The 15,551-nt window shown below is 35.7% G+C and carries 10 protein-coding genes; 7 read left to right on the forward strand and 3 right to left on the reverse strand.

Translation table 11 applies throughout. The annotated features are described in order from the left end of the window. From Q1J40_RS00750 to aphA, 4 genes are all read left to right on the forward strand, one after another. Positions 1–402 (forward strand): carbohydrate porin (locus tag Q1J40_RS00750; RefSeq protein WP_301098131.1); only part of this gene is annotated, 402 nt, incomplete at its 5' end. A gap of 115 nt (positions 403–517) precedes the next feature. Next, positions 518–1,417 carry a MalM family protein gene (locus Q1J40_RS00755; protein WP_301098132.1) on the forward strand — a complete coding sequence of 300 codons (900 nt, stop codon included), beginning with the start codon at positions 518–520 and terminating at the stop codon, positions 1,415–1,417. Between the two features lie 100 nt (positions 1,418–1,517). Then, positions 1,518–3,572, forward strand: coding sequence for an alpha-amylase (locus Q1J40_RS00760; RefSeq protein ID WP_301098133.1), 2,055 nt, complete (start codon positions 1,518–1,520; stop codon positions 3,570–3,572). An 84-nt stretch (positions 3,573–3,656) separates the two neighbouring features. Continuing rightward, positions 3,657–4,388, forward strand: coding sequence for an acid phosphatase AphA (gene aphA / locus Q1J40_RS00765; RefSeq protein WP_301098134.1), 732 nt, complete (start codon positions 3,657–3,659; stop codon positions 4,386–4,388). A gap of 74 nt (positions 4,389–4,462) precedes the next feature. On the opposite strand, the gene dld (Q1J40_RS00770) is transcribed toward aphA, so the two are convergent. Next, positions 4,463–6,154, reverse strand: a complete 1,692-nt coding sequence (gene dld / locus Q1J40_RS00770; RefSeq protein WP_301098135.1) for a D-lactate dehydrogenase — start codon at positions 6,152–6,154, stop codon at positions 4,463–4,465. Between the two features lie 184 nt (positions 6,155–6,338). Next, the gene (gene dld / locus Q1J40_RS00775) at positions 6,339–8,033 is read right to left on the reverse strand and encodes a D-lactate dehydrogenase (protein ID WP_301098136.1); all 1,695 of its coding nucleotides are present in this window, start codon (positions 8,031–8,033) and stop codon (positions 6,339–6,341) included. Between the two features lie 240 nt (positions 8,034–8,273). Between dld (Q1J40_RS00775) and malT the strand changes: the two genes are divergently transcribed. Continuing rightward, positions 8,274–10,991, forward strand: coding sequence for an HTH-type transcriptional regulator MalT (gene malT, locus Q1J40_RS00780; RefSeq protein ID WP_301098137.1), 2,718 nt, complete (start codon positions 8,274–8,276; stop codon positions 10,989–10,991). Positions 10,992–11,011: 20 nt separating this feature from the next. On the opposite strand, the gene parE is transcribed toward malT, so the two are convergent. Continuing rightward, complete coding sequence (gene parE / locus Q1J40_RS00785; protein WP_301098138.1) at positions 11,012–12,922, reverse strand: DNA topoisomerase IV subunit B; 1,911 nt, start codon at positions 12,920–12,922, stop codon at positions 11,012–11,014. Positions 12,923–13,076: 154 nt separating this feature from the next. On the opposite strand from parE, the gene Q1J40_RS00790 reads away from it, so the two are divergent. Continuing rightward, entirely contained in the window at positions 13,077–13,280 is a 204-nt protein-coding gene (locus Q1J40_RS00790; RefSeq protein WP_301098139.1) for a heavy-metal-associated domain-containing protein, read from the forward strand. A gap of 6 nt (positions 13,281–13,286) precedes the next feature. Continuing rightward, positions 13,287–15,443 (forward strand): heavy metal translocating P-type ATPase, encoded by a 2,157-nt coding sequence (locus Q1J40_RS00795; protein ID WP_301098140.1) that lies wholly within the window; start codon positions 13,287–13,289, stop codon positions 15,441–15,443. Positions 15,444–15,551: the final 108 nt, after the last annotated feature.

Raw genomic sequence — 15,551 nt, forward strand, 5'->3', positions numbered from 1 at the left:
CGTGTTATTGACCAAGGTGTGGTTGCGCCAAGTGATAAAGTTGAAGTGATGTACGCTTTAATTTATGAAAAAACCGATCTAGATAATAATAAAGGTAAAACTTGGTATTCTGCAGGTATTCGTCCAATGTATAAATGGACTGATACTATGAGTACATTAGTCGAAGTTGGTTATGATCGCATTAAAGATCAAGAGTCAGGTAAGAAAAATGATATGATGAAATACACTATTGCACAACAATGGCAAGCGGGTAGCAGTATCTGGGCGCGTCCAGCAATCCGTGTATTCGGTACCTATGCGCACTGGAATGATAAATTTAATACTAAAAACCGTACCGATAATGGCTATAAAGCTAAAGATGGTGAGTTCATTGGTGGTATCCAAATGGAAGCATGGTGGTAAAAATACCTTCCAACTTACATGAGTACTAGTTACATAAGTACTAATAACAAGCGGTCAGATTACGGTAGTATTTTGTAACACTGATCGCTTTTTTACATTTAACTAAGGAATATAGATGAAACTTAAAGTTGCACTTTTATCAAGTATATTATTGATGTCATCTGCATTTGCAAATACATTAAATTTATCTAAAGCTGATGCTCAGGGGATTTCATGGGTTAATATGAATTTATCAGAAGAGAAATCTATGGTGTTATCAGATAGTCATAAATTTCAATCAGCGAATGTGGTTGCAGGTTATAAATTACCAGCTAATCAAGGGGCATTAAAAGTTAGAATTAGTAGCCCTGTGATTCAAAATAAAACGGTTTTTGTACCAAATGTATTAGTATTAGATGCTAATTTTAATCCTTCTGTGGAATATCCTGCATCACAATTTCAATTCTTGCAAGAAAGAGGGCTGGATTCAGCACAATATCAAGCAGAATTAAATTTAACCCCAACCCCTAATCAAGATTTTGTTTATTTGATCGTTTACACAACAGAACAAGATTTAAAAGGAACTTCCACTGTTACTCATCCTGCGAAATTACTTGCCAAAGCTAAGGGTAATCAACCCCCTGCAATTCCTGATTTAACTGTTCAACATACTCTCCAAGGTAAATTGGATGTTGAGGTTGATGGTGTTCAATCTACTCAATTTATCGGATTAAGCGGACCTTTATTCGAATCTAAAAAATCTGAGCCAGCACCTCAGGTAGTTGGAACAACATCACAAACTAATGTGAGTACTCCTGCTGTGCAACATGTTCAAACACAGGCAGTTCAGTCACAACCTGTTGCTAAGGCAAAACCAGTAGAAAAAAGCACAGAATCTTATTTCAATAAAGCTGTATTAGATGCATTAAAAAATAATGATGTTAATAAGGCAATGAACTTAGTTAATGAGGCAGAAAGATTAGGCTTAGAAGAGCCTCGTAAGATCTTCCTCAAAAACATTGCGGTACAGAAATAAGATAACGTTTTCGATATATTTCAATTTATTAAGCGGATTAAGTTCCGCTTATTCTTAACTTTGTGAACTGAATATAGACTGGTGCTATTCGGGGGACAAAATGAAACCTACTTTTCTTTTTCTTTCTTTATTTCCAATTATTGCTCTTCAAGCAAGTGAGTGGCGGAGTAATTATTTTTCTGAACTTCAACCCATAGATCAAAGCGTCGTTAGAGCAAGCACCTTTTTGAAAAAAGGCAGTTATCCTTTTCAATTTTTTTATGGTAAAAACTGTTTGCAGCCAGAAAAAGCGATGAAATTAAATCAGGCAATGGCTTTAGTTTCTTGCTCTGATGCTTCTCCTTCAACTCGCTTATTTAGAGATGGGCAGTATGTGGCACAAATAACGACGAATGACGGAATGCCTATGCTGACTTTATCGGTAAAAGCAATGAAAAGTAAGGATGATTTCGGTGTAGTGTGTCCTATATGGGATCATAAAAGTGTAGAGTTAGATGTTTCTAAAGTGTTCAAAGATGGGGAAACTGTTCGAGATGCTTATTCAGGGCAGAGTGCCGTGGTAAAAAATGGCAAAATTAATTTACTTCCATCTGCTGAGGCAAATGGATTATTGCTCTTGGAATCAGATACTCAAGAAGATAAACCAGCGGTATTTGATTGGAAGAATGCCACAGTTTATTTTGCCATAACCGATCGATTCTATAATGGTGATCCAACTAATGATAATAGTTATGGTCGTCATAAAGATGGGATGGAGGAAATAGGCACTTTCCATGGTGGTGATCTAAAAGGTTTAACGGAAAAACTCGACTATTTGCAACAATTAGGCGTAGATGCTATTTGGATAAGCTCACCTTTAGAACAAATTCACGGTTGGGTCGGTGGCGGTGATCGTGGCGATTTCCCTCACTATGCTTATCACGGATATTATCATTTAGATTGGACAAAAGTTGACGCCAATATGGGTACAGAGGATGATCTCAAAAACTTTATTGAACAAGCGCATCAAAGAGGAATCCGAGTTTTATTTGATATCGTAATGAATCATACGGGCTATGCGACTTTAGCCGATATGCAAGAGTTTAAATTTGGTAAGCTACGTTTAAAACCTGATGAAATAGATTTGATATTAGGTGAGAAGTGGATTGATTGGACACCGAAAAAAGGGCAGAATTGGCACTCTTTCAATGATTTTATCAATTTTTCTGATCAAGAAGGTTGGAGTAAATGGTGGGGTAAAGCATGGGTAAGATCGGATATCAGCGATTACGACAGCCCAAAATTTGATGATCTGAAAATGTCATTATCTGCATTACCTGATATTAAAACAGAATCTGATCAAGCGGTCACTTTACCTGTATTTTTTGCAAATAAACCAGATACAAAAGCAGTTTCGAAAGATGATACTAAAGTAAGAGAATATCTAATTAGTTGGTTATCTGATTGGGTGAAGAAATATGGTGTTGATGGTTTTCGAGTGGATACAGCAAAACATGTGGAACAAAGCACTTGGTTAGAATTAAAACAAGCTTCTCAAGCTGCATTCGATGAATGGAAATCGACACATCCAGATCATTTTAATGATGACTTTTGGATGACTGGAGAAGCTTGGGGACATGGCGTTTATCAAAGTAATTATTTCAAAAATGGCTTTGATTCTATGATTAATTTTAGCTTTCAAGATCAAGCGAAAGAAGCTTTATATTGTTTTAGTAAGATCGTACCAACCTATCAAACTATGAGCGAGAAATTAGTAGATTTCAATGTGTTAAGTTATATATCCTCCCATGATACTCACTTATTTTTTAATAGTGATAGTGAATATGATTTTGAAAAACAGAAGATGGCGGGAAGTTTATTGTTATTAGCACCGGGAGCTGTTCAAATCTATTACGGAGATGAAAGTGGACGTAAATTTGGGGCAACAGGTTCAGATCCACTTCAAGGTACTCGTTCTGATATGAATTGGTCTGATATTGCTAAAAACTCTGAAAATCAATCTTTGATTAACCATTGGACTAAATTAGCAAAATTTCGTCAAAATCATATTGCTGTAGGTAAGGGAAAGCAGGCTATATTAGAAACGAAGAAGTATTTGGCATTTTCTCGTGAATATGGTAACGATAAAATTATGGTTGTATGGGCAGGAAAGTAAAGAATTCTTATTTTATTTTCAATGGCTTTCGGATAAAATCTTATGCCCCATCAACCGATGTTCTATAATAAAGAGGTATAACTTATGAAGAAAGTTAAATTGCTATTAGTTCTTAGTGCATTATCGACAGCCGCTTTAGCGGCTGGCCCTAAAGTACCTTATACTCACCAAGGTTTTAAAAGTACAGATGAAACACAAGTTGCTGTACATTTTGTGTCTGTTGAAGATATTGAAAAAAGTTTAGAAGGTCAAGGACCAATTAATGTGAGTTTTGATATTGATGATACTTTATTGCATTCTAGTGGTTATTTTAGATATGGTATGGACTATTTCCAAATTCCAAATGATCCAAAAGGCCCTGTGAGCTATTTGTTTAATCAAGATTTCTGGGATTATGTTGCAGAAATGGGGGATGAACATTCAATTCCTAAGAAATCAGCTCAAGATTTGATTAATATGCACTTGAAGCGTGGCGATCATATTTTCTTTATTACAGGTAGAACAAAGCATTCTAAACAAGAAAATTATACCTCAAATAAATTATCGAAAACTTTACAACGTTTCTTCAGTTTACCAAATGAAATATTTGTAGAATATACAGCAGATACGCCAGTTGATCCTTATAAATATGATAAATCATTCTATATGAAAAAACATAATGTCACACTACATTACGGTGATTCAGATGATGATATCTTAGCAGCAAGAGAATTAGGTATTCGTGGTATTCGTGTACAACGTGCTTATAACTCAACTAACCCTCAAAAAGTTAATGGCGGTTATGGTGAAGAAGTATTAATTAATTCAGCTTGGTAATAAGTTTATTTAATTAGATAAAATGAAAAATGGTTGCAAGTTTTTGCAACCATTTTTTTGCTCAATGAATCAACTTATTTCCAATATTTTTTCTTAGAAGTATGTCCAATACCCACATTAAAGCTGTTAGTTGGATCTAATTTTTTATAGAAGTCTTTTAATTCAGGATCAGCTTCATATAAATGGCCCACATTATGTTCAGCAGGATATTTTGCGCCACGTTGATCTAATATTTTTAGCATTTCATGCTCAATATCTTCCCAGTCATTACCTTTCTTAACAATATAATCCTGATGGAAAACATAGCACATAAAATGCCCATAGTAGAGTTTATGAGTTAATTTATTGGTAATGCTATCAGGTAGCTTTTCAAACCAATCTAAATCATTGCGACGAAGTGCAATATCTAATGCTACGATCTCTTCTACTTCTTTGGTGTGTACTGCACGGTATCTCACTGCGGCTGAGGCAACGGCAAAACGATGTAACATTGCTGCTTGGGTTTCTTTCGCAGAACATTCAAAATAATTATCATGTTCGGTATTTTTGAAAAATTCTGCTAGATAGTGTTTCGCCTCATCGACACCTTTTCCACCCATTTTTAAGATTAGATGATGTTCAAATTGATCTCGATATTGACGTAATCTTAAGGGTAGATGTTGTGGAATAAAGTTAGATAAAAATTGCAAAGCTTTATCACTAAAATGCGATGGTAAGAACGGAATTTTTTTAGAGATTCGATCAACTTTGGCTTTCATATCAAATAATTTAGGTAGATAATGCGTGCCAAATTTTTTGATTACCCAGTATGTATCTTTTCCGTAAATTGCTGCCACATCAAACGCATCTCGATGGATATATTCGCCAGATACGGGCAATGATTCAAATTCTGCAAGAATATGGCGGCGAAGTTCAGTTAATACATCAATGTTATTTGTACCAATATAAAATGTAGCTGTATTTTTTTCTTCAGGGAAAGTATCTAAACGAACGGCGAATACACCTAATTTTCCAGCAGAACCTGAAGCATCGTAATGTCTATGCGGATCGGCATTAAAACGAGCAGGTGTTTCGGCATCAATTTCTCTGACGTGATGGCAATATTGATGATCGTGTCCTTTGCCACTATCAAGCTGAATATCAGATGATTGATATTGTTGTTTTTCTAAATTGGTTAAGATTTCTTCCGGAGTATTACCTAAATTGATTCCAAGTTTATTGATAAGTTGGAGTTCTCCTTGTTCATTCAATTGAGCATACAAAGCCATTTCTGTATAGGCTGGACCTCGTTGTACAAGAGAACCACCAGAGTTATTGCAAACCCCACCAATTACTGATGCGCCAATACAAGATGAACCGATTACAGAATGAGGCTCACGTTGGTATTGTTTTAGTAATAACTCTAATTCATTGAGTGTAGAGCCTGCAAAGCAGACAACTTGTTCTGCATTGTTAATTGTTTGAATACCAGTGATTCGCATAGTATTGATGATCACGATATCTCTATCGTAATCATTCCCATTCGGGGTTGATCCACCTGTTAATCCTGTATTGGCAGCTTGAGATATAATAATGACATCAGCAGCCACACATAATTTTAAAACTTTCCAATATTCTAATAATGTTGCAGGTCTAACCACAGCGAGTGCTTTACCTGAGCCAAAACGATAGCCACTTCGATAAAGTTCATTTTTTACTGAATCTGTAATAACATATTTATCGCTGACAACACTTTTAAGATCCGGTATGAGAGATTTGATTGGCATAATGATTCCTTTGAGGAGATGAGTTTTACAATTCTAACAATTTCATAACAAGCCACAATATAGAATTTGAATAATTGTGATCTAATTCAATTTTTAGGTTTTAAATGGATAATATTAAAGATGATTAGTTGGGATGAGGAGAGGGAAAAGAGGTAGAGTATCTCTACCTCTTGAAAAGGCTTGATTATTTCCAATATTTTTTCTTAGAAGTATGTCCAATACCCACATTAAAGCTGTTAGTTGGATCTAATTTTTTATAGAAGTCTTTTAATTCAGGATCAGCTTCATATAAATGGCCCACATTATGTTCTGCTGGGTATTTAGCCCCTCGTTGTTCTAGGATTTTTATCATTTCTGCTTCTACTTCTTTCCAATTACAACCTTTTTTAATTAGGTGATCGCGATGGAATACATGACAAAGGAAATGGCCACAATAAATTTTATGAACTAATTTATCTGTAATGCTATCTGGTAATTCTTGAAACCAATCTAATTCATTACGTGGTAATGCCACATCAAGGGCGACAATTTCTTCCACTTCTTTGGTATGTACAGCACGATATCTTACTTCTGCAGAGCCAACAGAAAATCTGTGTAACATCGCTGCTTCAGCTTCTTTAGGAGAACATTCAAAGTATTTGCCATTATTAGTATCCTTGAAAAACTCACTTAAGAATTTTCGTGCTTCTTCTATACCATTTTTCCCTCCCATTTTTAAAATTAAATGGTGTTCAAATTCATCACGATATTCTCTAAATTTCACTGGTAAATGTTGTGGAATTAGATGAGAAAGTAATTGCATTGTTTTATCACTTAAATGGTTCGGCAAAAATGGTATTTTCTTGGAAAGACGATCAACTTTTGCTTTAAACGAAAATAATTTTGGTAAAAATTGAGTACCTAGATTCTTGATGATCCAGTAGGTATCCTTCCCATAAACTTCTGCAATATCAAATGCCTCTCTATGAATATATTCACCTAATATTGGTAAATTTTGGAAATTAGCAAGAATATGGCGACGTATTTCAGTGAATGCATGGGTATTATTTGTGCCAAGATAAAATGTTGCAGTTTCACTTTCTGCAAGGAATGTATCTAAACGCACTGCAAAGATACCTAATTTACCAGCCGAACCTGATGCATCATAGTGAAGATGAGGATCTGCATTAAAACGAGCTGGTGTGTCTGAATCTATATCTCTAATATGGTTACAGTAATTATGATCATGAGCATGCCCACAATCAACTAGCACATCTGTTGGGTGATAATTTTGTTCTTGTAAATTTGTTAATATTTCTTCCGGCGTATTACCTAGTTCAATACCTAGTTTATTAATCAGTTTTAATTCACCATGTTCATCTAATTGAGCATACAGAGCCATTTCTGTATAGGCTGGGCCACGTTGAATTAATGCACCACCAGAATTATTACAAATGCCACCAATAATAGATGCACCAATACAAGATGAACCTAACACAGAGTGAGGTTCTCGATTATATTGTTTTAATAAATCTTCTAATTCATTCAATCTTGAACCAGCTAAACATACAACTTGTTCAGCATTGCGAATGGTCTGAATACCCTTAATTCTCATGGTATTGATGATGACTATATCTCTATCATAATCATCGCCATATGGCGTAGAGCCTCCCGTCATTCCAGTATTTGCTGCCTGTGAAATAATTATAACATCGGCAGCAACACATAATTTTAGCGTTTCCCAGTATTCTAATAATGTATTGGGCCTAACAACGGCAAGTGCTTTTCCAGTGCCAAAACGAAAACCTGTTCGATACATTTCATTTTTTGTTGGATCTGTGATGACATATTTTTCACCTACCACTTTTTTTAGATCAAATATAAGAGAATGAATAGACATGATTATTACCCCCAAACAAATATCATGCAATAAATCCAACAATCTACTAATAACTAGTCATCATGAATTTTAAATATGATTAGAGTTTATTTTATATACGAAAAATTTCAGATAAAATCAAGTAATATAAGATAGTTTTTTATCTGATTACATGTTTCAATTCCATCAATTTGCTTAATTTTTCCTATTTTAGTTCAAAATTTGATAGAATCTAGCTTCAAATGATTAGGAGAAAATTCGATGGTCACAAAGCTTATTCCGACTAAATTGATCTCAAGCGAATCACATGCGATGCATAAATTAAATGCTCAAAATATTGAGCGTACGGTATTATTGCGATCATTAGAACAATCAAAATATTATCCATTGACGTTGATTACAGCACCAGCAGGTTATGGGAAAACGATCTTAGCATTGCAATGGATTGAACGTTTGCGAGCTAAAAATATGCGTGTGGTTTGGTTTGCTTTAGATGAAAGTGACAATAAAGTAGAGCAGTTTTCTAACTATTTTTCTTCAGCATTAAGTAATGTAACCGGAATCAGCTTTCAATCGATCCATTATCAAAATAATTTAATGGAGTATTTAGGACAATTATTAGTCCCACTTTTTGAAGTAAAAACCCCTTTTTATTTAGTGATAGATGACTATCACCTTATTGAAAATAGCGAAATTCACGACGCATTACGCTTTTGGTTAAAACATCAACCTGCTGCGATGCATTTAATTTTATTATCACGCCTTACTCCTCCCTTGAGTATCACTAATTTACGGATCCATGAAAAACTATTTGAAATAGGGGCCAATGAGCTTGCGTTTACACCAGCAGAGGCTCGCCAATTTTTTGAACAAAAGCTACAGATGACACTCAGTGATGAAGTTATTTTTTCTCTTTGTGATCGTGTTGAAGGATGGGCTACTGCACTTCAATTAGTCAGTATTGCTATTAAGCAAAATGCGGAGTTATTACACTTCCCAGAAAAGCTCTTCACTAAATTAAATCAACAAGATATTGCTGATTATTTGAATGAAGAAGTCTTTCATTATATTGATCCTACTTTAAAACAATTTATGCAGCGTTGTACAATTTTACGCTCAATGAATGAAAAATTAGTTTTTGCTATCACTCAAGATCACAATGGAGTGAAATACCTAGATGAATTAGAAAAACAAGGCTTATTTGTGCAACGCTTAGTACAAGATGATGGTGAGGTTTGGTGGAAGTTTCATCCTATTCTTGCAAATTATTTATCGCAAAGTTGCCGAGTTGAATTACCAGATGAGTGGCAAAAACTGCATCGAAATGCCTCTATGGAGTGGTTAAAATTAGGTTATGGTTCGGAAGCTTTATACCACGCACAACTGCTTGATAATACAGATACTTTATATCAAATTTTACAAGAGCATGGCTGGGCGCTCTTTCATCAAGGACAATTAAAATTACTTGAAGATTGTTTACAGCGACTTCCTTCAGAAAAAATTTGGCAAGAAGAGAATTTAGTCTTACTCAAAGCTTGGTTGGCGCAAAGTCAACATCGCTATCAAACCGTCACAGGTATTTTGCAAAAGTTTGAGCCAAAGTCACCGCTTAGTGAAAGTTTACAAGGGCGTTTTGATTCATTAAAAGCTCAAGTGGCAATTAATGCAGGAGATGAAGAACAGGCCTATATATTGGCGAACCAAGCTTTAAAAAATCTTTCTTCTGAGTTTGGCTATGCGCAGATTGTAGCTAAATCAGTAATTGGTGAGGCTCAGCATTGTCGTGGTTATTTAAAAGATGGCTTAGCGATTATGCAACAGGTTGAAAAATTAGCGACTATGCAAAATGCTTATCATCATTGGTTATGGTCTAGATTACAACAGGCGGAGATTTTATCAGCTCAAGGTTTTTGGCAGTCGGCATTTGATTTATTGAAAGAAACATCTCAACAGACCTCAGATTTTCATCTTCATAAAATTCCAATGAATGAATTTTTAGTTCGTTTGAAAGGGCAAATTCTCTGGGAGTGGCATAATTTGGATCAAGCAGAAGCGATGGCAAATGATGGGATTGAGTTACTTGATAAGGAAGAAGAAAAAATTCAATGTTTAGCATTATTAGCCAAAATCTCTTTAACAAAAGGAGACATTTATAATGCGGAAAAATTGATTGAACACTGTCGAGAGTTACTTTCTCGAAGTGCTCCACATAAGGACTGGATAACTGTATTAGATGAAGTCCAGTTGATGTACTGGCAAATAAATGAAGAAACAGCTCATTTAGAAAGTTGGCTTGCCCAGACGAATTTCCCAACACGAGCATATAACCATTTTACTCAACGTCAGTGGCGTAATATTGCTCGCTGTTTCTTATTACAAGGAGAGTATGAAGAAGCGTTAAAGATTCTCAATCACTTATTAGATACCGCTTTCAATTTCAATTTAGTGAGCGATACTCAGCGTGCATTAATTTTGAGAAATCGAGTCTATTTTTTACAAGGACGACAAGATCTGGCTCAAAAAGATCTGATTCAAGCTCTTACATTAAGTCAACAGACTAATTTTATTAGTGCTTTTGTGATTGAAGGAGATTTGATCGCTCAACAGATTCGAGTGCTGTTGCAATTAAATATTTTAGAAGAGTTTACCTTACATAAGGCACAATTTATTTTGCGGAGTATCAATCAACATAATCGCCACAAAACCGCTCATTTTGATGAAGAGTTCGTCAAAAATTTATTAGCCAGTCCACAAGTACCTGAGCTACTCAAGATCAGCCCTCTCACACAGCGTGAATGGCAAGTTTTAGGATTGATTTACTCGGGATATAGTAATGAGCAAATTTCACAAGAATTAGTAGTAGCAATGACGACCATTAAAACCCATATTCGTAATTTATATCAAAAAATTGGAGTAACCAATCGTAGTGAAGCGATTGAATACACCCGAAGTTTATTACGAATGATGGGATATAATTAACTTAAAAGATCTGATATAGCTTATACAGCGATATTAGCTTCGTTACCATGATCTTGTAACCATTGTTTACGATCTTCTGCACGTTTTTTGGCGAGTAACATATCCATCATTTCTATTGTTTCTGCTGAATCTTGTTCATTTTCCGAACCTTCAAAGGTAAGTTGTACAAGACGTCGAGTACTTGGATCCATTGTTGTTTCACGCAATTGGCTTGGATTCATTTCACCCAATCCTTTAAAACGTTGTACGTTTGGCGTGCCTCTTTTTTTAGCTAAACGAGCAAGAATAGCATCTTTTTCTGTTTCTTCTAATGCGTAATACACTTCATCTTTACCAATATCAATACGGTAAAGTGGTGGCATTGCGACATAGACATGTCCATTTTTGACTAAATTAGGAAAATGTTTGAGGAATAATGCACAAAGTAGTGTGGCAATGTGCAAACCATCTGAATCGGCATCGGCAAGAATACAAATTTTACCATAGCGTAATTGACTTAAATCATCACTATCAGGATCGATTCCCATCGCCACTGCAATATCATGTACTTCAGTCGAGGCGAGGACTTGGTCAGAAGATACCTCCCACGTATTTAGAATTTTTCCACGCAATGGCAAAATTGCTTGGTATTCCTTATCTCGTGCTTGTTTCGCTGACCCTCCCGCAGAATCTCCCTCAACTAAAAATAATTCCGTCAGTTTAAGATCTTGAGAAGTACAATCAGCTAATTTACCCGGTAGAGCAGGGCCACTCACTAGCTTTTTACGCACCACTTTTTTCTCGGCTTTTAAGCGATTTTGTGCTGAGCTAATTGCCATTTCAGCTAATTGTTGTCCCACTTGTACGTTTTGATTTAACCATAAGCTAAATGCATCTTTAGTGGTATTTTCTACATAACTAGCAGATTGACGGGAAGATAAGCGTTCTTTAGTTTGGCCAGCAAATTGGGGATCTTGCATTTTTAATGAAAGAACATAGCAACAGCGATTCCACACATCATCAGCATTTAGTTTTACCCCTCTTGGTAGTAAGTTGTGGAAATCACAGAATTCTACCATTGCTTTAAATAAACCTTGGCGTAAGCCATTTACGTGAGTTCCACCTTGTGGCGTTGGGATTAAATTTACGTAACTTTCTGTCACCATCTCACCGCTTGTAGGTAACCAAGCTAATGCCCAACTGACCGCCTCTGTTTCCCCTTGAATATCGCCGATAAAAGCAGGATTTGGTAGCGATTCATATTGGTCTAATGCTTCAGCAAGGTAATCGGATAAGCCATCTTCGTAATACCAACTTTCTTCGGTATTATTGATATGATCTTTGAAATTAATTGTAAGTTTAGGGCAGAGTACTGCTTTAGCACGTAATAGATGACGTAAACGACTGACTGAAAATTTTGCAGAATCAAAATATTTAGGATTTGGATAAAATCTAACAGCTGTGCCTGTTTGACGTTTAGGGCAATTGCCCGTAACAGTCAGTTCTTCTACTTTTGCGCCATTTTCAAAGGCGATAGTATAAACTTTACCATCACGTTTAATGGTAATATCCACTCGTTGGGAAAGGGCATTAACTACGGAAATCCCCACCCCATGTAAACCACCTGAGAACGTATAATTTTTATTGGAAAATTTACCACCCGCATGGAGTTTGGTGAGGATTAATTCTACCCCTGAAATTTTTTCAGTGGAATGAATATCAACAGGCATTCCTCGTCCGTTATCGATTACTTCAAGAGAGTTATCACTATGTAGGATGACATCAATTTGTGTGGCAAAACCTGATAATGCTTCATCCACACTGTTATCGATAACCTCTTGCCCTAAATGATTTGGGCGAGTAGTATCGGTATACATTCCTGGTCGAAGTTGAACTGGTTCTAAATCTTTGAGTACGGTAATCTCATCCGCATCATAGCGTTTTTCTGACATCTTGTAGTTTTTTCCATGTGGTTAGTAAAGCGACCTTGAATTTTAGCGAATTAAGCCCACATTAACAAGGAAAGAGAAATATAGCGACAAGCGGTCAGTTTATAATTATTTTTTACAAAATAGTGATTTATATTTTTTATAGGAGAAAAGTAATATGTCAGTAACTCAATTACAATTAGATGGCTTACATTGCAATGCTTGTGTAAACAGCGTAGAAAAAGCATTAAAAACTTTACCAAGTGTAAAAGATATTAAGATTGATTTAGCTACACAGTTAGCAGTAGTTGAAAGTGAAGAATCAACTCAAACACTCATTGATACTATTGAAGATATTGGATTTGATGCAAAAGAGGCGTAGGAAATTATGGCAGAAGAAAAACAATTTCTGCTTGATGGATTACATTGTGCTTCTTGTGTTCGCCGAGTAGAAAAAAAAGTTTCTAGCTTACCTGAAGTAGAGTTTGTTTCTGTTAATTTAGCGGATCAGACTGCTTTTGTGCAAGGTAATGTCAATGCAGATGATGTTGTACAGGCTATTACGAAAATTGGGTTTGGAGCAGAAGTCTTAGAAAGTGAACAAGTTAGGCGAGAAAAGCAACAAGCTCAAACTCAAAAAACATTAGCACGAAAAAAACAAGAATTTAGTATTGCGTTAATTGTTGGTTTCGTACTGATGTTTTACGGTATGTTTGCAGGTATGGGACTAACTGCTGATAACCAATGGATTTGGTTTTGTTGGGCATTAGTTTCATTGTTGACTATGTTATTTAGCGGGCATCATTTCTTTACAGGAGCATGGACTACCTTAAAAAACCGTTCAGCAAATATGGATACCTTAGTGGCGATGAGTACAGGTACTGCATGGCTTTATTCCTTTTATTTGACTGTATTTTCACAGTGGGGCGCTCATCTTTACTATGAAGCTAGTGTGATGATTATTGGTTTTTTAAGTTTAGGAAAATATCTTGAACTTAAAGCAAAGCAACGTTCTTCTCTCGCATTAGAAAAATTACTTGATCTTGCTCCACAGCAAGCGGTTATTTTTGAGGATAATCAACCGAAAACTATTTCAGCTAAAGGGATTAAACCTGACATGTCAATTCAAGCCCTCACTGGCGATAGATTAGTCGTAGATGGAGTGTTAGAAAGTGGGACAATTTGGATTGATGAATCCATGCTCACTGGTGAAGCCTTACCTATTGAAAAAAAAGTTGGCGATAAAGTTCGAGCAGGCACTTTGGTACAAGATGGCGCAGGAATTTATCGAGCAGAACAAGTCGGTTCTCAAACAGCGTTAGCTCGCATTATTCATGCAGTAAGACATGCACAGTCAAGTAAGCCTCCATTAGCACAAATGGTTGATAAAATTGCAGCAGTTTTTGTACCAGTTGTAATCGGTATTGCTTTAGTATGTAGCTTGATCTGGCTTGCTGTTGGTAAAGATTTTAGTTTCGCTTTTTCCATTTTTACCACCATATTAATTATTGCTTGCCCTTGTGCGTTGGGTTTGGCGATTCCGCTTTCTACTATTGCAGGAGTAGCTAGATCTGCTGAATTTGGTGTGCTAGTACGAAATATTGATGCAATGCAAGCGAGTAGTCAGTTAGATACGTTAGTATTTGACAAAACAGGTACTTTAACTACAGGTAAAATGACCGTAACCCAATTAGAAATAGTTGGAGATATTGAACAACACAAAGTATTACAACTTGCGAAAAGTTTGGAGAAACAAGCTTCTCATCCTATCGCTAAAGCCATTGTTGATTTTGCACAGAATGTGCCTGAATGTGAAGTTTCTGATTTACAAATTGTTAAAGGGCAGGGAATTTCTGCTAAATATGGTGATGATGAAATTAAAATTGGTAATGCAAAATTTGCAAATTTTGATCAAGATCTTACCGCTTCTGATATCGTGAGTACCTTAGTTTTTGTTGCAATTAACCAAAAAACCGTAGGGATCTTTCATGTGCAAGATGAGATTAGAGAAGAAACAAAGCAAGCGATTGTAGAATTAAAAAGTAAAGGTTATCACTGTATTATGCTAACAGGTGATCGCCAAAAAACAGCAGAATATTATGCTAAGCAGATCGGCATTGATCAAGTTATTGCGGAAGTCTTACCAGAACAAAAATCAGCAAAAATTCAACAATTGCAACAACAGGGGCGTAAGGTGGCGATGATTGGTGATGGTATTAATGATTCTCCCGCTCTTGCACAAGCTGATGTTGGTATTGCGATGCATAATGGCAGTGATATTGCGATTGAAACAGCGGATCTTTCACTAATGCGTTCAGGTTTAACACCTATATTACAAATATTACCTTTTTCAGGCGAGGTATTACGTAATATGAAACAAAGTTTAGTGGGGGCATTAATTTATAATATTATTGCTATTCCTGTTGCTGCAGGTGTGCTATATCCGTTTACAGGATGGTTACTCAACCCAATGATTTCAGCTATTGCTATGGCGTTATCATCTATTACAGTAGTATTAAATAGTCAAAGGTTGTTAAAAAAGTAATATTAGGTAAGTAAATTGTTGATTATTGTCAAATTATAGTAAATTAAGTATTCTTAAAGTTAATAAATATGATTTATAATCCGTTTTGCCTTACAAAGATAGATTATC

The organism is Otariodibacter sp. (assembly GCF_029256985.1).
Classification (GTDB): Bacteria; Pseudomonadota; Gammaproteobacteria; order Enterobacterales; family Pasteurellaceae; genus Otariodibacter.

Coding starts and splice junctions, on each gene's coding strand:
- Q1J40_RS00755 (WP_301098132.1), top strand. CDS start 518: ATGAAACTTAAAGTTGCACTTTTATCAAGTATATTATTGATGTCATCT.
- Q1J40_RS00760 (WP_301098133.1), top strand. CDS start 1,518: ATGAAACCTACTTTTCTTTTTCTTTCTTTATTTCCAATTATTGCTCTT.
- aphA (WP_301098134.1), top strand. CDS start 3,657: ATGAAGAAAGTTAAATTGCTATTAGTTCTTAGTGCATTATCGACAGCC.
- dld (WP_301098135.1), bottom strand. CDS start 6,154: ATGCCAATCAAATCTCTCATACCGGATCTTAAAAGTGTTGTCAGCGAT.
- dld (WP_301098136.1), bottom strand. CDS start 8,033: ATGTCTATTCATTCTCTTATATTTGATCTAAAAAAAGTGGTAGGTGAA.
- malT (WP_301098137.1), top strand. CDS start 8,274: ATGGTCACAAAGCTTATTCCGACTAAATTGATCTCAAGCGAATCACAT.
- parE (WP_301098138.1), bottom strand. CDS start 12,922: ATGTCAGAAAAACGCTATGATGCGGATGAGATTACCGTACTCAAAGAT.
- Q1J40_RS00790 (WP_301098139.1), top strand. CDS start 13,077: ATGTCAGTAACTCAATTACAATTAGATGGCTTACATTGCAATGCTTGT.
- Q1J40_RS00795 (WP_301098140.1), top strand. CDS start 13,287: ATGGCAGAAGAAAAACAATTTCTGCTTGATGGATTACATTGTGCTTCT.